Raw genomic sequence first — 22,225 nt, 5'->3', positions numbered from 1 at the left:
GGTGCCGATCATGCCGATGACCGTTCTGCCGCCTCCCGCCGCCTAGCGCGGGCGGCCGCTCCCGGAGGACCGGGCCCGGGGTGTCACCACCCCCGGGCGGATCGCCGCTGCCCGCACAGGGACCACGCGATCACCTCATGTCTTCCGCGGGAGAACCAGTCATGCAGTCCGTCCGTTCCTCTCTTCCGGCATGCCCTTCCCCGGGCACGACACCGCGCCCCGCCGGGCGGCTTCCCGTCGGCCGGGGGCTTCTTCACGTCGCCTTCGCGGCCACCTCCTGGGGGACCACGGGCCCCTGCGCCGACCTGATCATGCGCGGCAGCGGGCTCGGCCCGGTGGCGCTCACCTTCTGGCGCACGGCCGGTGGCCTCGTACTCCTGCTGGCCGTCCGGGTGTTGATGCCGCGCCGTACGGGCGCGGCGCGCCCCGCCCGGCCGCACGAGCCACTGCCGGGCCGGTGCGCCCGGCTGTTCGTCACGGGCGTCGGCCTCACCGTCTTCCAGGCCGCCTACTTCGCGGCGGTGGAGGCGACCGGTGTCACCGTCGGCACCGTGGTCACGCTGGGCGCCGCGCCGGTGCTCGCGGCCCTGGGCGGCCGGCTGTCCATGGGCGAACGGCTCGGCGCGGGCGGCCGGCTGGCGGTGTCCGGTGTCCTCGCCGGGCTGGCCGTGCTGATGCTCGGCAACGACGGTTCGGGGGCGGTGCGCCCCGCCGGCGTGGGGCTGGCGCTGCTCTCGGCCGCCGGCTACGCCGTCGTCACCGTCCACGGCCGTCATGTGGGGCGCGCCGGGCGCGCGTCGGACCCGTTCACCACGACGCTGACGTCCTTCGCGGTCAGCGCCGCGTGCCTGCTGCCGCTCGCGGCCGCGGAGGGCCTGTGGCCGCACACCCGTGAACTGGGCCGCACGCTGGCGATGACGGCGTATCTGGTGAGCGTGCCGACCGCGCTCGCCTACGCGCTGTTCTTCGCGGGCCTCGCCGTCGTGCGGGCCACCACCGTCACGGTGATCACCCTCCTGGAGCCGGTCACCGCCGCCGCGGTCGCGGTGCTGCTGCTCGGTGAACGGCTGACCGCCGCGACCGCGCTGGGCACGGCGGTGCTGCTGTGCGCGGTGGCGGGGCTGGCCGTCGCCGAGACGCGCGCCCCGGTGGTGGCCGAACCGGTCAGAGCGCGGTGACGTAGGCGGGCACCGGTATGCCCGGGGCCAGGTCGTCGGCCGGCACCGGCGTGCCGTAGGTGGTGGTCACGGGGACGACGCCGCTCCAGTGCGGGAGGGCCACGTCCTCCGCGTCGTCCGACGGGCCCGCGGAGCGGATCTTCGCGGACACCTCCGTGAGGTCGATGCGCAGGACGGCTGTCGCGGCGAGCTCCTTGGCCGTCGGCGGGCGGGAGTCCGCGGACCGGCCCGGCACGACCTGGTCCACGAGCGCGTCGAGAGCGGCGCGGAGCTCGCCCTCCTCGGTCACCTGCCGTGCCGTGCCGTGCACCACGACCGAGCGGTAGTTGAGCGAGTGGTGGAAGGCGGAGCGGGCCAGGACCAGGCCGTCGAGGTGGGTGACGGTCAGACAGACCGGCATGCCGGCGCCCTCCTGCCGGCTCGCGTCCCGCAGGGGGCGCGAGCCGGTGGAGCCGTGCACATAGAGGCGGTCGCCGATCCGGCCGTAGAGCGTCGGCAGGACCGCGGGGGCGCCGTCGCGCAGGAAGCCGAGGTGGCAGACGCTGCCCGCGTCGAGGATCGCGTGGACCTGCTCCCGGTCGTAGGAGGCGCGGTCGCGGTAGCGGGTCGGCGTGGTGCGCCCGGTGGGCTCGTACGAGCTCCGGCCGTGCGGGACGGACGATGCGTAAGCGTCAGGTGTGGCGGATGCGGCGGACATGGCGGGGTCGACGGGAATTGCCATGGCGAACTCCATTGCACTAGTGCATACTGGGCTTTGTGCTAGGAGAGTATCGGATCGAAGGACGCCGCGCAGCGGACATCTCCACCAGCGTGGAGCGGGCCGTGGGAGCCGGGCTGCTCGTGCCCGGCGAACTGCTCCCGCCCATCCGCGAGTTGGCCGTGCAGCTCGACGTCAACCCCAATACGGTCGGGGCCGCCTATCGCCTCCTGCGCGACCGGGGCGTGATCGAGACGGCCGGGCGCCGGGGCAGCCGCGTGCGCCACCGCCCGGCCAGCACCTCGCGCGAGCCGATCCGCGTGGAGGTGCCCGAAGGCGTGCGGGACGTCTCCACGGGCAATCCCGATCCCGCGCTCCTGCCCCCGCTCGGCGCGGCGCTCGCCGCCGCGGCCGCCCGCGGCGCCGAGCGCCCGGTGCTCTACGGCGAGCCCGCGGTGGACACCGAGCTGGAGCGCATGGCACGCGCCGCCTTCACCGCCGACGGGGTGCCCGAGGGGCCGGTCGCGGTCACCTCGGGCGCGCTCGACGGCATGGAGCGCGCGCTTGTCGCGCACCTGCGGCCCGGTGACGCGGTCGCCGTCGAGGACCCGGGCTGGGGCAGTCTGCTCGACCTCGTCCCGGCCCTCGGGCTGCGGCCCGTCCCCGTGCGCGTCGACGACGACGGCCCGCTGCCCGAGGACACCGACCGCGCGCTGCGCGAGGGCGCGCGGGCCCTGGTCGTCACCGACCGGGCGCAGAATCCCACGGGCGCGGCGATCGGCGCGGCACGCGCGCGTGAGCTGCGCGCCGTCCTCGCGGACCACCCGGGGATCCTGCTGATCGAGGACGACCACGGCCACGGCATCGTCGACCTGCCCCTGCGGCCGCTGGCCGGCGCCACCGACCACTGGGTCGTCGTCCGCTCGGCCGCCAAGGCGTACGGCCCGGACCTGCGGCTCGCAGTGCTCACCGGTGACGCCGTCACCGTGGACCGGGTGCGCGGGCGGCAGCGCCTCGGCCCCGGGTGGGTCAGCCATCTCCTGCAGGACGCCGTGGCGCATCTGTTGCGGAGCGGCGCGGTGGACCCGGCGGCGGTCGCCGCGTCGTACGGGCAGCGCAGGGAGGCGCTCGTCGCGGCGCTGCGCGAGCGTGGGGTCACGGCGTACGGGCGGAGCGGGATGAATGTCTGGCTGCCGGTGCCCGACGAGACCGCGGCGATGGCGCGCCTGCTGCACGCGGGCTGGGCGGTGGCGCCCGGTGCCCGCTTCCGGCTCGCGTCGCCCCCGGCCGTGCGGCTGACCGTCTCCCCGCTGGCCATGGACGACATAGGGCCGGTCGCGGACGCGCTGGCGTCCGCGACCGGCCCGGTCCGGGCCGGTCGCTACGGGCGTTACGACTGACGGCGCCCGCGCCCCGGGGCTCAGCCCCGGCCGGCCTTGCGCCTGGGCTTGCTCTGGGTGAGTGCCGCACCGGCCAGCACGATGAGGGCACCGACCGGGGTGTTCCAGGAGAGCCGCTCGCCGAGGAGGGCGACGCCCGCCACCGTGGCGACGACCGGGGTGAAGTACGTCGTCAGGGTCGCGGTCGTCGGCCCCACCTCGGCCACCAGCCCGTACTGCACGAGGAAGGCGACCCCGGTGCCCAGCGCGCCGAGCGCGAAGATCGCCAGCACCGACACGGCGGGGAAGGAGGCCGGCAGGGGGCTGACCAGCGGGGCCACGACGGCGAGTTGGACGGTGCCGAGGAGGAGCTGGCCGCCGGCCGTCGACAGGTGGGAGCCGCCGGTGGCGGAGAGAGTCCGGCGCACATAGATCCAGCCGACCGCGTAGCTGGCCGAGGCGATCAGCGCCATCACCGTGCCCGCGGGGTCCTGGCCGGAGAAGCCCTGCCAGGCGCCGAGCACGGTGAGCACGCCGAGGAAGCCGATGCCCAGCCCGGCGAAGCGGCGCCGGGTGGGCCGGTCCTCGGACAGCGCGACGAGGGAGAGCACCATGCCCCAGAGCGGGGTCGTGGCGTTGCAGATGCCCGCGAGCGTGGAGGGGATGCTCAGCTCGGCGTAGGCGAACAGCGTGAACGGCAGCGCGTTGAGCAGGAACGCGGCGACCGTGAGGTGGGCCCAGGTGCGGGCGCCGCGGGGCAGCCGCTCCCGCTTGACGGCCAGCGCCACACCCAGCACGGCCGTGCCGAACAGCATCCGGCCCAGCGAGACGTAGAGGGGCGCGAAGCCATCGGTGCCCACCTTGATGAACAGGAAGCTGCAACCCCAGATGAGGGCGAGCGCGCCGAACCGGATCCTCCAGTCCACGCCGGGGCGGCCCCGTCGGCCGGAAGCCGTGCTGCTCGAAGGAGCCGCGGGCGAAGAGGCGGCGGCCGGGGGTGCGGAGGGCGTGGAGGAGGCGGGAGCGGTGGTGGTCACGGTGCGCATGTGCACAACAATGAGCGACGCAACGGATTAGAACAAGCAAATAAAAACAAACACCATCGCGTAGCATCGCTTATATGTTGAACCTCGACCGCCTGCGTACCCTCAGCGCCGTCGCCCGCCATGGCTCCGTCAGTGGCGCGGCGGACGGTCTCCATGTGACGACGTCCGCCGTGTCGCAGCAGCTCGCCAAGCTGGAGCGGGAGACCGGCCAGCAACTGCTGGCCAAGCAGGGCCGCGGTGTGCGCCTGACCGACGCCGGCCGGCTGCTGGCCGACCACGCCTCGCGGATCCTCTCCCAGGTCGAGCTCGCCCAGGCCGACCTGGAGGCCCAGCGCGGCCAGGCCGTCGGCGAACTGCTGGTCGGCGCCTTCCCCACCGCGGCCCGCGGCCTCTTCCCCGCCGCGCTCGCCGAGCTGCGCGAGGCCCACCCCCAGCTGCGCGCGCGGCTGACCGAGATGGACCCCGACAGCGCGGTGCCGCGCGTGGTGCGCGGTGACATCGACCTCGCGGTCGTCCTCGACTGGTACAACAAGCCGCTGCCCATGCCGGAGGGCCTGGCCAAGGCGCCCCTCCTCGACGACCTCGCCGACGTCGCGGTGCCGGTCGGCCACCCGCTCGCCGGACGGCGGGAGGTGGAGCTGGAGGAGTTCGCCGACGACGAGTGGATCTCCTGGCCCGACGGCGAGTTCTGCCACGACTGGCTGATGCTCACGCTGCGCGGCAAGGGCGTCGAGCCGCGCATCTCCCACATGGCCGAGGAGCACCCCACCCAGCTCGCGCTGATCGCGGCCGGGCTCGGGGTGGGCATCGCGCCCCGCCTCGGCCGGGGGCCCGTCCCGGAAGGCGTGCGCGTGCTGCCCGTGCGGCACACCATGCGCCGCCACGTCTACGCGGTCTGGCGCGCCGACGCCGACCGCAGGCCCTCGATCCGCGCGGCCGTCGACGCGCTGCGCACCGTGGGGGAGAAGGTCTCCCGCCAGACGTGAGGCCCCGGCTCCCCAGGGGCCGGGTCAGTCGTGCGGAAGCTTGCGGAAGTCCCAGGACGCCAGCGACTTCGGGACCAGCCGCAGCCAGGCGTGGCGGCCGTCGTGCGGCATGGCCGGCAAGTCGAAGTGCTTCGCCGCGAACAGGGCTTCCGGTGCGTCGAGTTCAGGACAGGGAAGCCCCGTGCGCGGCGCCTCGCCGACGAATTCCGCCGTCCCGCTGAGCTCGGCCCCGCGCAGCTCTCCGTACGCCTCGCCGTCGTCGACCACCACCGCCATGCGGGCGTCGCGCCGGAGCTCGGCCCAGCGGCGGCTGCGCACGAGGGAGTACAGCCAGAGGGCGTGTCCGTCCCAGACGAACCACAGAGGGGTGACATGAGGGTGCCCCTGAGGGCCGAGGGTCGCCACCCGGCAGGTGCGCTGTTCCGCGAGGAAGGCGTCCAGCTCGGCGCGCGTCATCATGACGCGGCGGCCTCGGCGTTGGGCGGTGGCCATGGGTCTGCCCCTTCGCTCTACTGATGGGTCATCAGAAAGGGTGCGGCCCCTCACGATTCCGCGCAATGGGCGGCGGCCCTCTTTCCCGCGGATCCCCGGGCGGCCCCTGCGCCGGGGCCCCTCTTCCCGCGGACCCGCGCGGCAGCGGGGAGAATCGCGGCAGCACCGACCCGACCCCGCCTGCGTATGGGAGCCCACCGTGCCGTCCGAGACCGTGTTGCTCACCGTCGAGTGCCAGCGTGGCGTCATAGGGCCCGAGAGCGCCCTGCCCGAACTCGCCGCTGCCGCCCGCGCCTCCGGCGCACTCGCCAACATCGCCCGCCTGGTGGCCGCCGCGCACGCCGCGGATATCCAGGTCGTGCACGCCCTCGCCGAGCGGCGCCCCGACGGCCGCGGCACCGGGCGCAACGCACCGCTGCTGCGCGCCGCCGAGCGGCTGCCCGTACAGCAGTTGGCAGGCAGCACGGCGGTCCGCGTCGCCGACCCCATACCGGTCGGCGACGCGGACCTCGTCGTACGGCGGCTGCACGGGCTCTCGCCCCTCGCCGGTACGGGCCTCGACGCGCTGCTGCGCAACCTCGGCTGCCGCACCCTCGTGATCACCGGAGTCTCGGCGAACGTCGCGATCCCCAACGCCGCCTTCGACGCCGTCAACCTCGGCTACAGCGCCGTCGTTCCCACCGACGCCGTCGCCGGGGTGCCCGCCGACTACACGGCCGCGATGATCCGCCACACCCTCGCGCTCGTCGCCACCCTCACCACCACCGAGGAACTCCTGCGCGAGTGGCACCGCCCCCGGCGCACGGGCTGATCACGCCAGGTGGATCGTGTCCCCTCGCACGGTGACCCGCTCCGCGGGCAGGGGCTTGTGCGCCGGGCCGTGCCGCACGCTGCCGTCCTCGGCGCTGAACTTGCTGCCGTGGCACGGGCAGCTGATGGTGCCGCCCGAGATGTCGCGCACCAGGCAGCCCTCGTGCGTGCAGATCGCCGAGAACGCCTTGAACTCGCCCTTCGCGGGCTGGGTCACCACCACCTTGCTGTCCGCGAAGACCTTCCCGCCGCCCACCGGGATGTCGGCGGTCTTCGCCAGGGCCCCGGCCGCCCCCGAGGAAGGGGCGGCGGAGGTCCCGGGGGCGCTCGCCGACGAACCCGAGGCGCCCGGCGCCTCGGAGGACCCCGGTGCCGAGGCGCTCTGCTGGTCGTCGGATGTGCCGTCCGAGCCGCACGCGGCGAGCGCGGCCACGAGGCCGGAGACCCCGGCTGCCGCGACGACGGTACGACGGCTCGCGCCGGACCGGACCGGTGACGTATGCGTCATGTTCGCTCCTCTGGGCTTGTCGGTTCCCTGGAGTCATACGGCCCCGGCGGCGGCTGTGTTCAACTGTTCAGAGCGTTTCTCAGGAAGTTCAACTCGAACAGCAGCAACTGCCCGGCTGTGCCGCCGCCCGCCATATGAGTCGCCCCCGACAACGGCAGCACCGTGTGCGGCCTGCCCGCCGCCAGCAGCGCGGCGGACATCCGCAGCGTGTGGGCCGCGGTCACGTTGTCGTCCGCCAGGCCGTGGATCAGCAGCAGGGGCCTGCGCAGCAGCGGCGCGTCGTGGATCGTCGAGGAACGGGCGTAGTTCTCCGGCTCCTCGTCCGGGTGGCCCAGGAACCGTTCCTTCCAGTGCGTGTCGTACAGCCGCTGATCGCTCGGGGCCGCGCCGGAGACCGCCGCGTGGAAGACCTCCGGGTGCCTGAGGACCGCGGCCGCGGCCAGCGTGCCGCCGAACGACCAGCCCCGGATGCCCACCCGGCCCAGGTCCAGGTCCGGGCAGTGCGTGGCGGCCGCCCGCAGAGCGTCGATCTGGTCCTCCAGCACGGGCGTCAGCTGGTCGCCGTGGACGGCCTTCTCCCACACCGGCCCGCGCCCCGGCGTCCCCCGGCCGTCCGCCGTGAGCACGGCGAAGCCCTGGTCGGCGAACCACTGCGCGACGCACGCCGCCCATGTCCGGGCCCGCACGGCCAGCCGCGACCCCGGCCCGGCGTAAGGGAACAGCAGCACCGGCAGCTTTCGCGTGCCGGGCTCGTGCCAGGACGGCAGGAAGAGCGCGCCGGGCAGCTCCCGTCCGCCGAGCGTCAGGAACTCCGGGCGCGGTGCGACCAGCGGATCGGCGACCAGGGAGCGGAGTCCGCCGACGGGAGCGCCGTCGCGAAGGACCGTCACCGTGTGCCCGGCCGGGGTCTGGCTGTCGAGCACCACCGTGGGCCCGCCCATGGCCGCGGTGTGCGTCCCGGGCTCCCGGCTGAGCCGGGTGAGGCCGGCCTTTGGCTCGTACGCGTACACATGCCGCTCGAACGGCCCGTCCCAGGCGGTGAAGAGGACGCGCTCGCCGTCCGTCCCGAGCACCTCGGCGAGCTGGAGGCCCTCCGGCGTGCGGAATCCGCCGATCGCCAGCCCCCTGGTGCCGCCCTCCTCCCAGGGGACGACCGGTGTGCCGGAGGCCGTCCGGGCCGGGGTGCCGGGCACCAGCTCGACCCACGCCGGGTCGTGCCGCTGCCACAGTGGGCGCGTGGCGCCCGAACCCGGATCGACGGCCAGCACGTCCAGCCGCCGTTGGTCGCGGCTCTGCACGCTGATCACCGGGCCGTGGGCGTCCCAGTGGGCCGTGGCCAGATACTCGAACTCCGCGCGGTCCCACGTCACTTCCGCGCGCCCGCCGTCCAGCGTCACCACATGGAGGGTGACCTCGGCGTTGGCGGTGCCCGCCGCCGGATAGCGGAACGCCCGGGGCGGCTTCGCCGGGTCGGCCGGGTCGCCGAGGTGCCACAGGGGCATGGGCGTGGGGTCCACGCGGGCGACGAGCAGGGCGCTGCCGTCGGGCGCCCACCAGTAGCCGCGCCGCCGCCCCATCGACTCGGCGGCGGCGTGCTCGGCCAGGCCGTAGGTCACCTCGGGCGCCTCCGGGGCGAGGCACAGCCGCTCGGTGCCGTCCAGGGACATCACGCGCAGCGCGCCGTCACTGACGTAGGCGACGTGGCGGCCGTCCGGCGCGGGCCGGGGATCCACGGCGGGGCCCGCCGCCGGCAGGGGGAAGGACGGCCCGCCGGACGTGCGGACCGCGTGGAGCGCGCCGCCCACGGTGTGGACGACCAGGCGGACGTCCCGGTCCGTCGCGTACGACACGATGCCTTCCGACCGTTCGCGGGCCCGCTCCCGCCGGACGCGCTCCGCCTCCGGTACGGGGCCGTCCGTCACCTCCGGCGAGGCGAGCAGCCGTTCCCGCCCGCCCTCGTACAGCCACAGCTCGCCGAGCGGGTCCAGGCCGCCGCGCGTGCGGGTGAACACGACGCGGTTGCCGTCCGGGGAGACGCTGAAGCGCCCCGGGGCGCCGAGCGAGAAGCGCCGGCTGAGGGCGAAGCGGCGGGGGAAGGCGGAGATCTCCATGGCGGGCACCCTGGCAGGGGCGGCCCGCGGGCGCGACCGGATTTGCTCCGGCACCGCAGTAGCCTGGGGCAATGCTCCCCGAAGTCATCGCCACCCGCTATGTCACGCCCTTGCGTGAGGGTGGCTCGCTCCCCGGCATCGTCGAGGCCGACGATCTCGGTACGTACGTCATGAAGTTCACCGGCGCCGGACAGGGCCGCAAGACGCTGGTCGCCGAGGTGATCTGCGGCCGGCTCGGCCGCGCCCTCGGGCTGCGCGTGCCCGACCTGGCGCGGATCCAGCTCGACCCGGTCATCGGCCGGGGCGAGCCGGACCAGGAGGTGCAGGGGCTGCTCAAGGCCAGCGGCGGGCTCAATCTCGCCATGGACTTCCTGCCCGGCGCCCTCGGCTTCGACCCGCTGGCCTTCGAGGTCGACGCGGCCGAGGCCGGGCGCGTGGTGTGGTTCGACGCCCTCATCAACAACGTCGACCGCTCCTGGCGCAACCCCAACCTGCTGGTGTGGCACGGCCGGATGTGGCTCATCGACCACGGTGCCACCATGATCTGGCACCACAACTGGCCGAGCGCGCGGGCCGCGGCGGGCAAGGCGTACGACGCCTCCGACCACGTCCTCGCCTCCTTCGCCCCGGACCTCGCCGCCGCCACGGCCGCCCTCGCCCCGCGGATCACCGAGGAGTTGCTGACGGCGGTCGCCGCCGACGTGCCCGACGAGTGGCTCGTGGACGAGCCGGGCTTCGACGGCCCGGACGCCGTGCGCCGCGCCTATGTGGAGGTGCTGCTGGAGCGCGCCGCTTCGATCGGCGACCGCATCATCCTGGGCGAACGCAGCAAGGACAAGCCCTCGCAGGCGCCGGAGTGGGTGCGTGTCAGGCTCGACGGAAGGGCCGGGACATGACCGGGCGCCACAACGGACGTGACGTTTTCGAATACGCGCTGCTGCGCGTCGTCCCCCGCGTCGAGCGGGGTGAGCTGATCAACGCCGGGGTCGTCGTCTACTGCCAGGCGAAGTCCTTCGTCGCCGCCCGCGTCCACCTCGACGAGGCGCGGCTGCTGGCCCTTGACCCGACGGCCGACGTCGCGGGCGTACGGGCCGCGCTGGGCGCCGTCGAGGGCGTCTGCCTCGGCGGGGAGCGGGCCGGACAGGCCGCCGGGGACGATCCGGGGCGGCGCTTCCGCTGGCTGATCGCCCCGCGCAGCACCGTCGTGCAGCCCGGCCCGGTGCACACCGGCCTCACCGCGGACCCGGAATGCGAGCCGGAACGCCTCCTCGACCTGCTGGTCAGGTGAGCGACGAGGCGTTGACAGCGGGTGGCGGGGCTTCTAGCGTCTGATCCGCCGAAGGTACTAAGCGGTCGCTCACCCGCCGGTGCGGGCGGGCGGTCCGCCGGGGCCCCTCGGCGCCGTCGACGTTTCCGAGGTGAGGAGAGCCCCGCATGTCCACCACCGAGCAGCGCGTAGCCGTTGTCACGGGCGCGGCCCGTGGCATCGGCGCGGCGACCGCCGTCCGGCTGGCCGAGGAGGGCCGGGCGGTCGCCGTCCTCGACCTCGACGAGGCGGCCTGCGCGGACACCGTGGAGAAGATCACGGCGGCGGGCGGCAAGGCCCTCGCCGTCGGCTGCGACGTCTCCGACGCCGCCCAGGTCGAGGCCGCCGTCGCCCGTGTCGCAGCCGGGCTCGGCGCCCCGGTGATCCTCGTCAACAACGCCGGTGTCCTCCGCGACAACCTGCTGTTCAAGATGAGCGAGGACGACTGGGACACCGTCATGAACGTGCACCTGCGCGGTGCGTTCCTGATGTCGCGCGCCTGTCAGAAGCACATGGTCGACGCGGGCTTCGGCCGGATCGTCAACCTCTCCAGCAGCTCGGCGCTCGGCAACCGCGGGCAGGCCAACTACGCCGCCGCCAAGGCCGGTATGCAGGGCTTCACCAAGACGCTCGCCAAGGAGCTCGGCAAGTTCGGCGTCACCGCCAACTCCGTCGCCCCCGGCTTCATCGCCACCGACATGACCGCCGCCACCGCGGCCCGCGTCGGCATGGGCTTCGAGGACTTCAAGACCGCGGCGGCGAGCCAGATCCCCGTGCAGCGCGTCGGCGAGCCCGCGGACATCGCCAACGCCGTCGCCTTCTTCACCGGCGAGCAGGCCGGTTTCGTCTCCGGCCAGGTGCTGTACGTGGCCGGCGGACCGCTCAACTGACGGGGGAGGACGGACACATGACCGTGCAGGACAGTGGAAAGGTCGCGCTGGTCACCGGTGCCAGCCGCGGCATCGGCTACGGCATCGCCGAGGCGCTGGTCGCCCGCGGCGACCGTGTCGTCATCACCGGACGCAACGAGGACGCCCTCAAGGACGCCGTCGAGTCCCTCGGCGCCGACCGCGTGATCGGCGTGGCGGGCAAGGCCCACGACGAGGCCCACCAGCGCGCCGCCGTGGAGCGCGCGATGGAGACCTTCGGGCGCGTCGACCACCTCGTCAACAACGCCGGTACGAACCCGGTGTTCGGTCCGATCGCCGACCTCGACCTCGCGGTCGCCCGGAAGGTCTTCGAGACCAACGTCATCTCGGCGCTCGGCTTCGCCCAGCAGACCTGGAAGGCGTGGCAGAAGGAGAACGGCGGGGCGATCGTCAACATCGCCTCCGTCGCCGGCCTGGGCGCCTCGCCGTTCGTCGGCGCGTACGGCATCAGCAAGGCCGCCATGGTCAACCTCACGCTCCAGCTCGCGCACGAGATGGCGCCGGGCGTGCGGGTCAACGCCATCGCCCCGGCGGTGGTGAAGACCAAGTTCGCCGCGGCCCTCTACGAAGGCCGCGAGGCGGAGGCCGTCGCCTCCTACCCGCTCGGACGGCTGGGGGTTCCGGCGGACATCGGGGGCGCGGCCGCCTTCCTGCTCTCCGACGCCGCGGGGTGGATCACCGGGCAGACGCTCGTCATGGACGGCGGGATCCTTCTCAACGCGGGGTTCTGACCGGCTCCCGGCCCTCCCCGGAGGGCCGGGCGTCAGGCGTTGTCAGTGGTCGCCGGTAGGTTCTCCGTCGAGAGTGGAACGAACCCCGGAGGTTGTTGGCGTGACCGTCACCGACATGCTGCCCGAGTCCTGGCGCGGAGTCCTCGGCGAGGAGCTGGAAAAGCCCTATTTCAAGGAGCTCACCGACTTCGTCGAGGAGGAGCGGGCGAAGGCGCCGGTCTATCCGCCGCGCGGCGAGGTCTTCGCCGCGCTGGAGGCCACGCCGTACGACCGGGTGAAGGTCCTCATCCTCGGCCAGGATCCCTACCACGGCGCCGGGCAGGGGCACGGCCTGTGCTTCTCCGTCCGGCCCGGCGTGAAGACCCCGCCCTCTTTGCGGAACATCTACAAGGAGATGCGCGAGGAGCTCGGCCACGAGGTGCCGGACAACGGCTTCCTGATGCCGTGGGCCGAGCAGGGCGTGCTGCTGCTCAACGCGGTCCTCACCGTCCGCGGCGGCGAGCCCAACTCCCACAAGGGCAAGGGCTGGGAGAAGTTCACCGACGCGGTCATCCGCGCGGTGGCCTCCCGGCCCGACCCGGCCGTCTTCGTGCTGTGGGGCAACTACGCCCAGAAGAAGCTCCCCCTGATCGACGAGACGCGGCACACCGTCGTCAAGGGCGCCCACCCCTCGCCGCTGTCGGCGAAGAAATTCTTCGGCAGCCGCCCCTTCACCCAGATCAACGAGGCGGTCGCGGCCCAGGGCCACGAGCCGATCTCCTGGCGGATCCCCGACCTCGCCGTCTGACCCGGCGGCCGCGAGGAGGCCGTGCTCGAAGGCGCGGGCTCCTCGCCGGGCGTCAGTGCCCGTACACCTGGCCGCAGATGCGCGAGGCGTCGCTGCCCTGCTCCCAGTGGCCGTAGGTGTGCCCGAGTGAGCAGACGCCGCCGCCGGAGCTCCGGGGCGGTGCCGCCGGCCGGGGTTCGGCGGCGCGGCCGGAGGTGGGGGGTGCCTGCGGCGGATTGCGGGGGAGGGGGGAGTCCTCGCGGGTGGGGCCGGGCCGGCTCGGTGACTCCGGCGGGCGGCCGGAGGTCTCGGCCGGGCCCGAATCGCGCGAGGGGGAGGAGGAGTTCCGCGGCGGGCTCTTCGCCGGCTCCGAGGGGCGGGAGTCGTGCGAGGCGGGCGGGCGGTCCGCCGGGGCCCGGGGATCGGCCGGGTCCGCCGGTGCCGGGTCGGCGGGGTTCCTGGGGGGCCTGGGTTCTCCGGGGCTCCAGCCGTCCGGGGGTGTCCCCGGTGGTGCGTGGGAGGCCGGGTCCCGTGCGGGATCGCCCGGCGGCCCGCCCGAGGCATCCGATCCGATGTCGACCAGGGCCTCGCGGGGCCGGCCCGGGCCGGCCGGCCCGCCGGGGCGGGAGAGGGAGTGCTGTCGGCCGTGGCCGGCGGGCTGGGGGGAGACGGCCACGCACCCGGTGGCGGCCACGAGGGCCGCTGCCACCAGGGCGGTCGCCGCGGGCAGACGATGCATTCGGTCAACTCTGCTGCCCGCTCGGGCGCGTTGGGAATTCCCCGCATGGGTGACGCGCGGTGGTGTCGCCGGCGGTCCCGCCCCGGCGCTCAGTCCCCGGTCGCGCCGTCGATGCGCTCGCGGATGAGGTCCGCGTGGCCGTTGTGGCGGGCGTACTCCTCGATCATGTGCGTATAGATCCAGCGCAGGTCGAACTCCGCGCCGTCGCGGCTGTGGACGCCTCGGTCGTCGAGGGAGTGGCCGCGTGCCGCCTCGCGGGCCGCGGCGATCTCCGCCTGCCAGGTGGCGTACGCCTCCTCCCAGGTGTCCTGCTCGGTGACGTGGATGTCACCGTCGGGGTCCTCGTCGCTGTAATAGATCGGCCCGGCCTCGTGTTCGGCGGCGAGTACGCGCCGGAACCAGCCGCGTTCCACCTCGGCCATGTGCCGTACGAGGCCCATGAGGGTCAGTGGCGAGGGCGGCGCCGAGGGCTCGCGCAGCTGCCGGTCGTCCAGCCCCGCGCACTTGAGGGCCAGGGTCGCGCGGTGGTAGTCGAGCCAGCTCTCCAGACTGGTGCGTTCGTCGGAGACGGTGGGGGGTTCGGGGCGTTCGCTCGTGATCGTCATGGTGGGCATCTTCCGCCCGGGCGCGCGGCGGCGCCACGGATTATCGCTCCAGCATGCCGCGCAGCAGTTCACCGGCGCCGGCGCGGAGCTGCCCGAGGTCCGGGGCGTCGGTGTGGAAGGACCCGGCGACGCAGGAGAACATCATCCCCTCGCACCACGCCACGAGGGACAGCGCGTGCCGTTCCGGTTCGCGGGACCCGTTCGCGGCCATCAGGCGGGTGAGGGGATCGCGGAAGACGCGGCCCGCCGAGTCGTAGATCCGCCGCAGCTCGGGCCGCCGGGCCGCCTCCAGCGCCAGCTCGTAGCGGGCGATCAGCAGTGCCTGTTGCCCGGTCAGCGAGCGGTGCAGCGCGTGCGCGACGGCCTCGGCGAGCGCTTCGCGCCCGGCGTCCGGGCCCGGCAGCTCGGGCAGGCCCAGCACCTCGCTCTCGCGCAGGGCCAGCCGCCGCACCGCGGCCTCCAGCAGGGCGAGCCGGGTGCGCGCCTGGTTGGAGGTCGAGCCGAGCGGCAGCCCGGCGGCCTCGTCCACGGCGCGGTGGGTCAGCCCGCGCATGCCGCGCTCGGCGAGCAGGGCGAGTGCGGTGTCGGCGATCAGCTGGGCGCGCGCGGGACCGGTGGCGGTCTTCTCGACTGGCATGCGACCCAACCTATCGCCGTCACTACAACAGTAGTAACCTGGCGGCAACTACACCCGTAGTAACGGAGGGGATCATGCGCGAACTCCGCGCGGTCATCATCGGTGGCGGCATCGGCGGTCTCACCGCCGCGGCCGCCCTGCACCACCGCGGCTGGACCGTCACCGTGCTCGAACGCGCCGCGTCGCTCGAACCCGTCGGCGCGGGCATCGCCCTGGCCGCCAACGCCCTGCGGGCCCTCGACACCTTCGGCGCGGGCGACGCCGTACGGGCTCTGTCCGGCTGGCGGGCCGAGGGCGGCCTGCGCCTGCCCAGCGGCCGCTGGCTCTCCCGTACGAGCGGCGAGGCCGCGGCCGAGCGCTTCGGCGGCCCGGTCGTCGTCGCCCACCGCGCCGAAGTCGTCGCCCTCCTCGCCGCGCGGCTCCCCGAAGGGGCCGTGCGCACCGGCGCCCCCGCCACGCTCGTCGACCCCGGCGGCCCGGGGCGGCCCGCCAGGGTGGCCGCCCCCGAAGGCGGCCTGGAGGCCGACCTCGTCGTCGGCGCCGACGGCATACGCTCCGCCGTCCGCGGCACCCTCTTCCCGCACCACCCGGCCCCGCGCTTCACCGGCCTCACCGCCTGGCGCATGGTCGTCCCACCGCCCGCCCGGCCCTTCCCCGCCCACGAGACCTGGGGCCGCGGCCTGCTCTGGGGCACGGTCCCGCTGCACGACGGGCGCGTCTACGCCTACGCGCAGGCCAAGGAGCCCGCCGGGAGCCGCGCGCCCGACGGCGAACTCGCCGCACTGCGCCGCCTGTTCGGCGGCTGGCACCACCCCGTCCCCGACATCCTCGCCGCCGCCGACCCCGCGGCCGTGCTGCGCAACGACATCCACACCTCCGCGGCTCCGCTGCCCGCCTACCACCGCGGCAGGGTCGCGCTGCTCGGCGATGCCGCCCACCCCATGACCCCGCACCTCGGCCAGGGCGGCTGCCAGGCCGTCGAGGACGCCGTGGTCCTGGCCCACCTCCTCGGCGAGGCCGACGGCGACCCCGCCCGCGCGCTGCCCGCCTACACCGGGCAACGCCTGCCCCGCACCACGGACGTCGTCCGCCGCTCCGCCCGCGTCGGCCGGCTCACCGCCCTCTCCTCCGCGCCCGCCTGCGCCCTGCGCGACGCGGCCGTCGCCGTGGTGAACCGCGTCGGCCCCCGCCTCGCCCTGCGGAGCCTCGACGGAGTGGCCGACTGGCAGCCACCCGTACACCCGTATGCTGCTCAAACGGAATGACGATCCCAGGAGGCTCTGTGAAGGTCGGCTGCATCGGACTCGGAGACATCGCGGAGAAGGCATACCTTCCCGTTCTCGCCTTCCGGCCGGAGCTGGAGCTCCACCTCCACACCCGCACCGAGGCAACCCTCCACCGGATCGGCGACTCCTGCCGGGTCCCCCGCGAGCGGCGCCACACCACGCTCGACGGGCTCCTCGCGGCCGGTCTCGACGCGGCCTTCGTGCACGCCGCCACCGCCGCGCACCCCGAGATCGTCACCCGCCTCCTCGACGCCGGCGTCCCGGTCCACGTGGACAAGCCGCTCGCCTACGACCTCGCCACCAGCGAGAAGCTCGTGCGCCTCGCCCAGGAGCGCGGGGTGAGCCTGACGGTCGGCTTCAACCGGCGGCACGCGCCCGCCTACGCACAGTGCGCCGACCACCCGCGCGAGCTCGTCCTCATGCAGAAGAACCGCGTCGGCCTCGCCGAGGACCCCCGCACGCTCGTCTTCGACGACTTCATCCACGTCGTCGACACCCTGCGCTTCCTCGTGCCCGGCACCGTCGACCACGTCGACGTGCGGGCCAGGGTCCGCGACGGACTCATGGAGCACGTCGTGCTTCAGCTCTCGGGCGACGGCTTCACCGCCATCGGCACCATGAACCGGCTGAGCGGCTCCACCGAGGAGATCCTGGAAGTCTCCGGCCAGGGCACCAAGCGGCAGGTCGTCAACCTCGCCGAGGTGATCGACCACAAGGGCCAGCCGACGGTCCGCCGCCGCGGCGACTGGGTGCCGGTCGCGCGGCAGCGCGGCATCGAGCAGAGCGTGCTCGCGTTCCTGGACGCGGTGCGGTCGGGCGCGGTGCTCGACGCGACCGACGCCCTGCGCACCCACGAACTGTGCGAGCGGATCGTCCTGACCGCACTGGAGCAGGCCGCCTCCTGAACCCCGCCCGGCCAGAGCGATTGCTGCCGGCCGTGAGAAGCGACCGTTCTTGGAGGCCGGCCCGCGCTTCCGAGGCCCTTAGTGACATGGACATCAGAAGCGCGATCGCCGCCGAACGCCGGGAATTCGCCGACGTGTCGGACGGCCTGCCGCCCGAGCAGTGGGACGCGCCTTCCCTGTGCGCCGGGTGGCGGGTGCGGGAGGTCGCGGCCCATATGTCGCTCGGCTTCCGCTCTTCGGTCCCCCAGGTGATGTGGCAGCTCGCCAAGGCCCGCGGCGGCCTCCACCGGATGACCGACCGGTGCGCCCGCGAGGACGCGCAGCCGCAACGTCGCCTCGCTCGCGCCGTTCTCGACCGACCGGTGCGCCCGTGAAGACGCGGCCCGCTTCTCGCCGCGCGAACTCGCGCGGTTCCTCCGGGACAACGCGCACCACCCCTGGACGCCGCCGGTCGGCGGCTTCGAGGCGGCACTGGGACACGACGTCGTCCACGGCCTGGACATCACGGTCGCGCTCGGCCTCGACCGGCGGGTGCCCGAGAACCGCGTGCGGGTGCTGCTGGAGAACGCGACGCCCAAGAGCGCGAAGTTCTTCGGCGCGGACGTGACGGGGGCCGAGCTGCGGGCGGTGGACCTCGACTGGTCCTTCCGGACCGGCACCCCGGTGTCCGGCACGGCTGGGGACCTCCTCCTGCTCCTCTTCGGCCGCAAGCTCCCGCCCGGCCGCCTCCAGGAGGACGCCCCGGCCCGCTTCACGGCCGCGCGGGACGGCCCGGTCGCCTGAAGCGGCGGACCACGCGCAGGCCGACGTACGCCACCACACACGCCGCCGAGCCGATCACCGTCCAGTCGCCCGTGCGCGCGTACGGACTCGTGCCCCGTGCCAGCGGGAGCTCGTAGACCTCCGACGTACCGCGGTCCGTACCCAGGCGGCGGCCCAGGGTCCGGCCGCGGGCGTCGGTCGCCGTACTGACCCCCGTCAGGGTCGCGTGGACCATCGGGCGCCAGCTCTCGGCGGCGCGGAAGGACGCCAGGGAGGCGTGCTGCTCCGGAGCCCAGCTGTGCTGGAAGGTGGAGGTCGAGGACTGGGCGACGAGCACGTCCGCGCCGTCGTCCGCCAGCGTCCGGCTCATGTCCGGAAACGCCGTCTCGAAGCACACCAACGGCCCGATCCGCAGCACCCCCTGACGCGTGGTCACCTTCATCACCACCTGATGGGTGCCCCGCTTGCGGTCCTCGCCCGCCGCCTTGCCCACGGACGTGGCCCAGCCCAGGAGCGAGCGCGCGGGCACGTACTCCCCGAACGGCACCAGCCGCATCTTGTCGTAGCGATCGCCCGTGGGCCCGTCCGGCCCGACCAGCACGGAGCTCTTGAAGATGCCGGGCCGGTCCGAGCGCCGCGCGTCGACGTTCACCAGCAGCTCGGCGCCGACCGTACGGGACAGCGCGGCCAGCCGGTTCCGCAGGTCGGCGCTGCGGCCCAGGTCCTCGCCGACGCTGCTCTCGCCCCACACCACCAGGTCCACGTGCTTTCCGGCCAGTTGGCGGGTGAGCTCCTCCTCGCGGTCGAAGCGCCGCCGCGGGCCCAGATCGCCGGTGACGACGCCCGGCTGGACGACGGCGATCCGCACGCTGCCCGCGCTCCGTGGCTCAGGGGCCCACTGCCATACGGCAGTTACGCAGAGTACGCACGCGAGCACCCCCGTCGCGCCCACGGCCGACCCGCTCATACGTGCGCCAAGCGGCCGAATCATCAACGTGACAGCGGTGTTCAAAGCCACCAGGAGGAAACTAACCAGCCAGATCCCGCCCACCGAAGCGACCTTCAAAGCGGGTGCGACCTGCCATTGACTCGCCCCGAACAGCCCCCAGGGGCCGCCCAAATACTCCCAGGAACGGGCAAGTTCGACCATCAACCAGCCGGACGGCACGAGGACGAGAGCGGCCAGTGCCCGGCCCGCCCCAGGTGAGCCGCTCAGCAGCCGATGGGTGAGCAGGCCCCACGGGGCCCACAGCAGCCCCAGCAGCGCGGCCAGCACCAGAATGAAGATATGGAGGCTCGGTAGCAGCCAGTGATGGACGGCCAGCAGGAAGCCCGCGCCGCCGAGCCAGCCCTCGCATGCAGCCCGGCGGCCGTCGGCGGCCGAGCGGAGCAGCAGCAGCCACGGCACAAGGGCCACATAGGCAAGCCACCACCACGCCGGCACCGGGAATGTCAGCGCGGGCAGGGCGCCGACCAGGACCGTAGCGACGGCGCGCGGCCAGGGGCGGGTGAGAAGAGCGGCGCGCCGCTCGGCCGGCGGTGTGATCGCCATCCTGTGCCTCCCTTGTGCTCGACGGCCCTCCGGCTCCGGAGATCGTCGATCGTTCGTCCGTCCCACGCGTGCGCGAGTTCCGGCCATCCCGGGGATCTTCGAACAGTGCAGGCCGCTCAGGAAAAAACCCCGACAACGGCGCGCAATATTCAACCGTTCCTACCCACCCGGAAAATGCCTTTGGCTTGATTCGATCAAAAACGGTCCAATGTGGACCTTGTGTCTCACGCTGGAAAGGTGTGAGTGGGTATGTGCAGCGGGTTATCCGTGGTCCACCATGGGCAGGTAACCGCGCAAAAGTGGACAACGCTGTGGGTCGGCCCGGGGAGGCGGCGTGACAGGCGTGCGAGAACGCATCGCAGTACAGCCATTGGAGAGCATGCCCTTCTACTGCCCGATACCGCCTGCCGCGCATCCCCGCCTCCGGGAGATCGACGCCGCCTCGGTGGACTGGATGCTCGAACGGGAGCTCGACACCTCGCCTCATCAACGGCAGCGTCTCGTCCGGTGCGACTTCGGCGGCCTGACCGCCAGGACCATGCCCTACGGCCAGGCCGGCCCGCTGGGTGTGGTCGCGAAGCTGCACTCGGTGCTCTTCTCCCTGGACGACGCGGTCTGCGACGAGGCGGGTGCCACGGCTCACGGCCTGGCCCATGTGACCTCGCGCATCATGCGCGTCCTGGAGGCACCCACGCCGCAGTGGCCGGATGACACGCCCCACGCGGCCGCACTTCGCGCCATCCGCACGGAGCTGGTCGAGCACGCCAGCTCCCGCCAACTACGGCGCTGGACCGAGGGCATGCGCACCTATCTGTCCGGACTGGTGTGGGAGGCGGCCTGCCGCCGCGATCGGGCGCTGCCGTCCCTCAGCGACTACGCCGCGATGTGGATGCGCGCGATCGGGATGGCCCCGTCCACGGCCCTCATGGACGTCGCGGGCGGCTACGACCTCAACGACCACGACCTCGACCGGCCCGAGGTCCGGGCCCTCACCGAGATGACCTGGACCCTCGTGGCCTGGGACAACGACTTCTACTCACGGAACAAGGAGATCCAGCGGGCCGGTGACAACCTCAACCTGATCGACGTCCTCGCCCAGGAGCGGGACTGCGAGCCCGCCCGCGCCCAGGACGAGGCCATGGCGATGCGCGATCGCGTCATGACCCTCTTCCTGCGGTTACGCGATCAGCTCTGGCCGCGGGCCGGGGTCGAGCTGCGGTGCTATCTGGTGGCGTTGGCGCACTTCATCCGGGGCCATCTCGACTGGGCCTCGGAGTGCGCCCGCTACGCCGACCCGTACGGCGCGGCCGTCGCCCGGTGGTGGAAGTCCGCACCCTCGGACGACAGCCTGGCACCGCTGCCCATCCCCTCCATCGCCTGGTGGTGGGAGCAGCTGGAGACCGACCCCTATCCGCGCCGCAGCCAGCTCCGCAGCGACCGCCACCACGACCACGACCCCCGCGGCGCCGGGGCGTGGGCCGGGGGAGCGGGCGTGGCCACCGGTTGCACCGGCTGAGCGACCCGGTCCGGCTCCGCCGGACCGGCGTCCCGTGCGTCCTCCGGCGGGGCCGGAGCGCGGGGCGTGAACTTGACCGGCAGCTCCAGCAGATGACGGGACATCAGCGCGGAGGAATACCTCAGCTCGGACTCCTCCACCGCCAGCGTGAGGTCGGGCAGCCGCAGGAGCAGGGCGTCGATGCCCGTGTCGGCGATCGCCCGGCCCACGTCCTGGCCCGGGCACTCGTGCTGGCCCCCGCTGAAGGCCAGGTGCGAGCGGTTGCCGTGGATGGGGGCGTCCGGGTCGGGGCGGACCACCGTGTCCATGTTGGCGGCGGCCAGCCCCAGCACCAGGGCGTCCCCCTGCTTGATGTGCTGCCCGGCCAGCTCGGTGTCCTGGGTGGCCCAGCGGCCGAGGATGGTGATGAACGGCGGCTCGTCCCACAGCACCTGCTCGACCGCGTCCGGCAGCGTCATGTGACCGCCCGCGAGCGAGGCCCGGAAGCGGACGTCGGTGAGCACCATCTTCAGCGTGTTGGCGATGAGGTTCGCCGTGGTCTCGTACGCCGCGATCAGCACCAGCCGCAGATGCTGCATCACCTCGTCGTCGGTCAGCCCCGAGGGGTGTTCCAGCAGCCAGCTGGTGAAGTCGGCCCCCGGTTCCACGTGCTTGCGGGCCACGAGCTTGCGGAGCGTCTCCAGTACGAACTCGTTGCTGGAGACCGCCGTCTCGGTGCCCTTGATCATGTCCCGGGCGGCATTGACCAGTTCCGGGCTGTACGCCTCGGGCATGCCGAGCAGCTGCGTCATCGCCATCATCGGCAGCTGCTCGGCGAACTGATGCACCAGGTCCGTGCGGCCCGACCGGCAGAATCGGTCCACCAGCTCGTTGGAGAAGCGCGTGACATACCGCCGGATCCCGCGCTTGTCGAAGCGCGCGATGCTGTCGTTGACCGCGCCGCGCCAGCGCTCGTGCTGCTGGCCGTCGGCGAAGACGCAGATCGGCTGCCAGGTGGCGATCGGCGCCAGCGGGTGCTCGGGGGTGAGCCGGCCCTCCCGCGACTCCCGCCAGAGCCGGGCGTCGCGGGAGAACCGTGAGGGGGTGCGGGCCACGTCCAGGTTCTCGCGGTAGCCGAGGACCAGCCAGGCGGGGAGGTCGCCGTGCAGCAGGACGGGCGCCACCTGGCCGTGCTCCTTGCGGAGCCGCTCGTACAGCCCCATGGGGTTGCTCTCGGCCTCCGGCCCGTAGAGCCGCGTGACGCCGCCCGGGCCGTGGGCCGCCGGGCACTGGGGAGGAGGCACG

At 73.7% G+C, this 22,225-nt stretch carries 24 protein-coding genes; 14 read left to right on the top strand and 10 right to left on the bottom strand.

Annotation, left to right across the window (positions count from 1 at the left end; genetic code table 11):
• Nucleotides 1-161: 161 nt before the first annotated feature.
• Nucleotides 162-1,178, top strand: coding sequence for a DMT family transporter (locus ACH427_RS29290; RefSeq protein ID WP_398874269.1), 1,017 nt, complete (start codon nucleotides 162-164; stop codon nucleotides 1,176-1,178).
• Here ACH427_RS29290 and ACH427_RS29285 read toward each other — a convergent pair.
• Nucleotides 1,165-1,875 (bottom strand): pyridoxamine 5'-phosphate oxidase family protein, encoded by a 711-nt coding sequence (locus ACH427_RS29285; protein WP_398874309.1) that lies wholly within the window; start codon nucleotides 1,873-1,875, stop codon nucleotides 1,165-1,167. The genes ACH427_RS29290 and ACH427_RS29285 overlap by 14 nt on opposite strands.
• Nucleotides 1,876-1,934: 59 nt before the next feature.
• Here ACH427_RS29285 and ACH427_RS29280 point away from each other — a divergent pair, with 59 nt between their 5' ends.
• Nucleotides 1,935-3,275 (top strand): aminotransferase class I/II-fold pyridoxal phosphate-dependent enzyme, encoded by a 1,341-nt coding sequence (locus ACH427_RS29280; protein WP_398874267.1) that lies wholly within the window; start codon nucleotides 1,935-1,937, stop codon nucleotides 3,273-3,275.
• A gap of 20 nt (nucleotides 3,276-3,295) precedes the next feature.
• Here the strand turns inward: ACH427_RS29280 and ACH427_RS29275 are convergent, their stop codons facing one another.
• Nucleotides 3,296-4,300 (bottom strand): DMT family transporter, encoded by a 1,005-nt coding sequence (locus ACH427_RS29275; protein ID WP_398874265.1) that lies wholly within the window; start codon nucleotides 4,298-4,300, stop codon nucleotides 3,296-3,298.
• A 74-nt stretch (nucleotides 4,301-4,374) separates the two neighbouring features.
• Here ACH427_RS29275 and ACH427_RS29270 point away from each other — a divergent pair, with 74 nt between their 5' ends.
• Nucleotides 4,375-5,286, top strand: a complete 912-nt coding sequence (locus tag ACH427_RS29270; protein ID WP_398874263.1) for a LysR substrate-binding domain-containing protein — start codon at nucleotides 4,375-4,377, stop codon at nucleotides 5,284-5,286.
• Between the two features lie 24 nt (nucleotides 5,287-5,310).
• Here the strand turns inward: ACH427_RS29270 and ACH427_RS29265 are convergent, their stop codons facing one another.
• Nucleotides 5,311-5,778: a pyridoxamine 5'-phosphate oxidase family protein gene (locus tag ACH427_RS29265; protein WP_398874261.1), complete on the bottom strand. Its 468-nt coding sequence runs from the start codon at nucleotides 5,776-5,778 to the stop codon at nucleotides 5,311-5,313.
• A gap of 199 nt (nucleotides 5,779-5,977) precedes the next feature.
• On the opposite strand from ACH427_RS29265, the gene ACH427_RS29260 reads away from it, so the two are divergent.
• Nucleotides 5,978-6,589 carry a cysteine hydrolase gene (locus ACH427_RS29260; RefSeq protein WP_398874259.1) on the top strand — a complete coding sequence of 204 codons (612 nt, stop codon included), beginning with the start codon at nucleotides 5,978-5,980 and terminating at the stop codon, nucleotides 6,587-6,589.
• Here ACH427_RS29260 and ACH427_RS29255 read toward each other — a convergent pair whose 3' ends face one another.
• Nucleotides 6,590-7,096: a Rieske 2Fe-2S domain-containing protein gene (locus tag ACH427_RS29255; protein ID WP_398874257.1), complete on the bottom strand. Its 507-nt coding sequence runs from the start codon at nucleotides 7,094-7,096 to the stop codon at nucleotides 6,590-6,592.
• Between the two features lie 59 nt (nucleotides 7,097-7,155).
• Complete coding sequence (locus tag ACH427_RS29250; RefSeq protein ID WP_398874255.1) at nucleotides 7,156-9,207, bottom strand: alpha/beta fold hydrolase; 2,052 nt, start codon at nucleotides 9,205-9,207, stop codon at nucleotides 7,156-7,158.
• A gap of 71 nt (nucleotides 9,208-9,278) precedes the next feature.
• Between ACH427_RS29250 and ACH427_RS29245 the strand changes: the two genes are divergently transcribed.
• From ACH427_RS29245 to ACH427_RS29225, 5 genes are all read left to right on the top strand, one after another.
• Nucleotides 9,279-10,103, top strand: a complete 825-nt coding sequence (locus ACH427_RS29245) for a HipA family kinase (RefSeq protein ID WP_398874253.1) — start codon at nucleotides 9,279-9,281, stop codon at nucleotides 10,101-10,103.
• The gene (locus tag ACH427_RS29240) at nucleotides 10,100-10,495 is read left to right on the top strand and encodes a DUF3037 domain-containing protein (RefSeq protein ID WP_361524049.1); all 396 of its coding nucleotides are present in this window, start codon (nucleotides 10,100-10,102) and stop codon (nucleotides 10,493-10,495) included. Before ACH427_RS29245 ends, ACH427_RS29240 begins: the two co-directional genes overlap by 4 nt.
• Nucleotides 10,496-10,641: 146 nt before the next feature.
• Nucleotides 10,642-11,403, top strand: a complete 762-nt coding sequence (gene fabG, locus ACH427_RS29235; RefSeq protein WP_398874251.1) for a 3-oxoacyl-ACP reductase FabG — start codon at nucleotides 10,642-10,644, stop codon at nucleotides 11,401-11,403.
• Nucleotides 11,404-11,420: 17 nt separating this feature from the next.
• Nucleotides 11,421-12,173 carry an SDR family oxidoreductase gene (locus ACH427_RS29230; RefSeq protein ID WP_398874249.1) on the top strand — a complete coding sequence of 251 codons (753 nt, stop codon included), beginning with the start codon at nucleotides 11,421-11,423 and terminating at the stop codon, nucleotides 12,171-12,173.
• Between the two features lie 100 nt (nucleotides 12,174-12,273).
• Nucleotides 12,274-12,960, top strand: coding sequence for a uracil-DNA glycosylase (locus ACH427_RS29225; RefSeq protein ID WP_398874247.1), 687 nt, complete (start codon nucleotides 12,274-12,276; stop codon nucleotides 12,958-12,960).
• A gap of 52 nt (nucleotides 12,961-13,012) precedes the next feature.
• On the opposite strand, the gene ACH427_RS29220 is transcribed toward ACH427_RS29225, so the two are convergent.
• From ACH427_RS29220 to ACH427_RS29210, 3 genes are all read right to left on the bottom strand, one after another.
• The gene (locus ACH427_RS29220) at nucleotides 13,013-13,678 is read right to left on the bottom strand and encodes a hypothetical protein (protein WP_398874245.1); all 666 of its coding nucleotides are present in this window, start codon (nucleotides 13,676-13,678) and stop codon (nucleotides 13,013-13,015) included.
• Between the two features lie 89 nt (nucleotides 13,679-13,767).
• Nucleotides 13,768-14,277 (bottom strand): DinB family protein, encoded by a 510-nt coding sequence (locus ACH427_RS29215; RefSeq protein WP_398874307.1) that lies wholly within the window; start codon nucleotides 14,275-14,277, stop codon nucleotides 13,768-13,770.
• Nucleotides 14,278-14,323: 46 nt separating this feature from the next.
• A complete protein-coding gene (locus ACH427_RS29210) occupies nucleotides 14,324-14,920 on the bottom strand; it encodes a TetR/AcrR family transcriptional regulator (RefSeq protein WP_398874243.1) in 597 nt (198 codons plus the stop codon).
• Nucleotides 14,921-14,994: 74 nt separating this feature from the next.
• On the opposite strand from ACH427_RS29210, the gene ACH427_RS29205 reads away from it, so the two are divergent.
• The 4 genes from ACH427_RS29205 (at nucleotide 14,995) to ACH427_RS29190 (ending at nucleotide 17,894) form a co-directional block, all read left to right on the top strand.
• Nucleotides 14,995-16,185, top strand: coding sequence for an FAD-dependent monooxygenase (locus tag ACH427_RS29205; RefSeq protein WP_398874241.1), 1,191 nt, complete (start codon nucleotides 14,995-14,997; stop codon nucleotides 16,183-16,185).
• Between the two features lie 17 nt (nucleotides 16,186-16,202).
• A complete protein-coding gene (locus ACH427_RS29200) occupies nucleotides 16,203-17,111 on the top strand; it encodes a Gfo/Idh/MocA family protein (protein ID WP_398874305.1) in 909 nt (302 codons plus the stop codon).
• A gap of 86 nt (nucleotides 17,112-17,197) precedes the next feature.
• Nucleotides 17,198-17,485, top strand: a complete 288-nt coding sequence (locus ACH427_RS29195) for a maleylpyruvate isomerase N-terminal domain-containing protein (RefSeq protein WP_398874239.1) — start codon at nucleotides 17,198-17,200, stop codon at nucleotides 17,483-17,485.
• 157 nt (nucleotides 17,486-17,642) lie between these two features.
• Nucleotides 17,643-17,894, top strand: a complete 252-nt coding sequence (locus ACH427_RS29190; RefSeq protein WP_398874236.1) for a hypothetical protein — start codon at nucleotides 17,643-17,645, stop codon at nucleotides 17,892-17,894.
• Here ACH427_RS29190 and lnt read toward each other — a convergent pair.
• On the bottom strand, nucleotides 17,863-19,425 hold the full coding sequence (lnt, locus tag ACH427_RS29185) for an apolipoprotein N-acyltransferase (RefSeq protein ID WP_398874233.1): 1,563 nt from the start codon (nucleotides 19,423-19,425) through the stop codon (nucleotides 17,863-17,865). The genes ACH427_RS29190 and lnt overlap by 32 nt on opposite strands.
• Before the next feature lie 334 nt (nucleotides 19,426-19,759).
• On the opposite strand from lnt, the gene ACH427_RS29180 reads away from it, so the two are divergent.
• Nucleotides 19,760-20,941 carry a hypothetical protein gene (locus tag ACH427_RS29180; RefSeq protein WP_398874231.1) on the top strand — a complete coding sequence of 394 codons (1,182 nt, stop codon included), beginning with the start codon at nucleotides 19,760-19,762 and terminating at the stop codon, nucleotides 20,939-20,941.
• On the opposite strand, the gene ACH427_RS29175 is transcribed toward ACH427_RS29180, so the two are convergent.
• Nucleotides 20,833-22,224 (bottom strand): cytochrome P450, encoded by a 1,392-nt coding sequence (locus tag ACH427_RS29175; protein WP_398874229.1) that lies wholly within the window; start codon nucleotides 22,222-22,224, stop codon nucleotides 20,833-20,835. The two genes, ACH427_RS29180 and ACH427_RS29175, sit on opposite strands and share 109 nt — an antisense overlap.
• Nucleotide 22,225: the final 1 nt, after the last annotated feature.

The organism is Streptomyces sp. NPDC020379 (genome assembly GCF_044387105.1).
Taxonomy (GTDB): Bacteria; Actinomycetota; Actinomycetes; order Streptomycetales; family Streptomycetaceae; genus Streptomyces.
This window is presented reverse-complemented; position numbering and strand designations above follow the sequence as displayed.

Coding starts and splice junctions, on each gene's coding strand:
- ACH427_RS29250 (WP_398874255.1), bottom strand. CDS start 9,207: ATGGAGATCTCCGCCTTCCCCCGCCGCTTCGCCCTCAGCCGGCGCTTC.
- ACH427_RS29230 (WP_398874249.1), top strand. CDS start 11,421: ATGACCGTGCAGGACAGTGGAAAGGTCGCGCTGGTCACCGGTGCCAGC.
- ACH427_RS29275 (WP_398874265.1), bottom strand. CDS start 4,300: ATGCGCACCGTGACCACCACCGCTCCCGCCTCCTCCACGCCCTCCGCA.
- fabG (WP_398874251.1), top strand. CDS start 10,642: ATGTCCACCACCGAGCAGCGCGTAGCCGTTGTCACGGGCGCGGCCCGT.
- ACH427_RS29220 (WP_398874245.1), bottom strand. CDS start 13,678: ATGCATCGTCTGCCCGCGGCGACCGCCCTGGTGGCAGCGGCCCTCGTG.
- ACH427_RS29255 (WP_398874257.1), bottom strand. CDS start 7,096: ATGACGCATACGTCACCGGTCCGGTCCGGCGCGAGCCGTCGTACCGTC.
- ACH427_RS29285 (WP_398874309.1), bottom strand. CDS start 1,875: ATGTCCGCCGCATCCGCCACACCTGACGCTTACGCATCGTCCGTCCCG.
- ACH427_RS29245 (WP_398874253.1), top strand. CDS start 9,279: ATGCTCCCCGAAGTCATCGCCACCCGCTATGTCACGCCCTTGCGTGAG.
- ACH427_RS29195 (WP_398874239.1), top strand. CDS start 17,198: ATGGACATCAGAAGCGCGATCGCCGCCGAACGCCGGGAATTCGCCGAC.
- ACH427_RS29205 (WP_398874241.1), top strand. CDS start 14,995: ATGCGCGAACTCCGCGCGGTCATCATCGGTGGCGGCATCGGCGGTCTC.
- ACH427_RS29210 (WP_398874243.1), bottom strand. CDS start 14,920: ATGCCAGTCGAGAAGACCGCCACCGGTCCCGCGCGCGCCCAGCTGATC.
- lnt (WP_398874233.1), bottom strand. CDS start 19,425: ATGGCGATCACACCGCCGGCCGAGCGGCGCGCCGCTCTTCTCACCCGC.
- ACH427_RS29270 (WP_398874263.1), top strand. CDS start 4,375: ATGTTGAACCTCGACCGCCTGCGTACCCTCAGCGCCGTCGCCCGCCAT.
- ACH427_RS29265 (WP_398874261.1), bottom strand. CDS start 5,778: ATGGCCACCGCCCAACGCCGAGGCCGCCGCGTCATGATGACGCGCGCC.
- ACH427_RS29240 (WP_361524049.1), top strand. CDS start 10,100: ATGACCGGGCGCCACAACGGACGTGACGTTTTCGAATACGCGCTGCTG.
- ACH427_RS29290 (WP_398874269.1), top strand. CDS start 162: ATGCAGTCCGTCCGTTCCTCTCTTCCGGCATGCCCTTCCCCGGGCACG.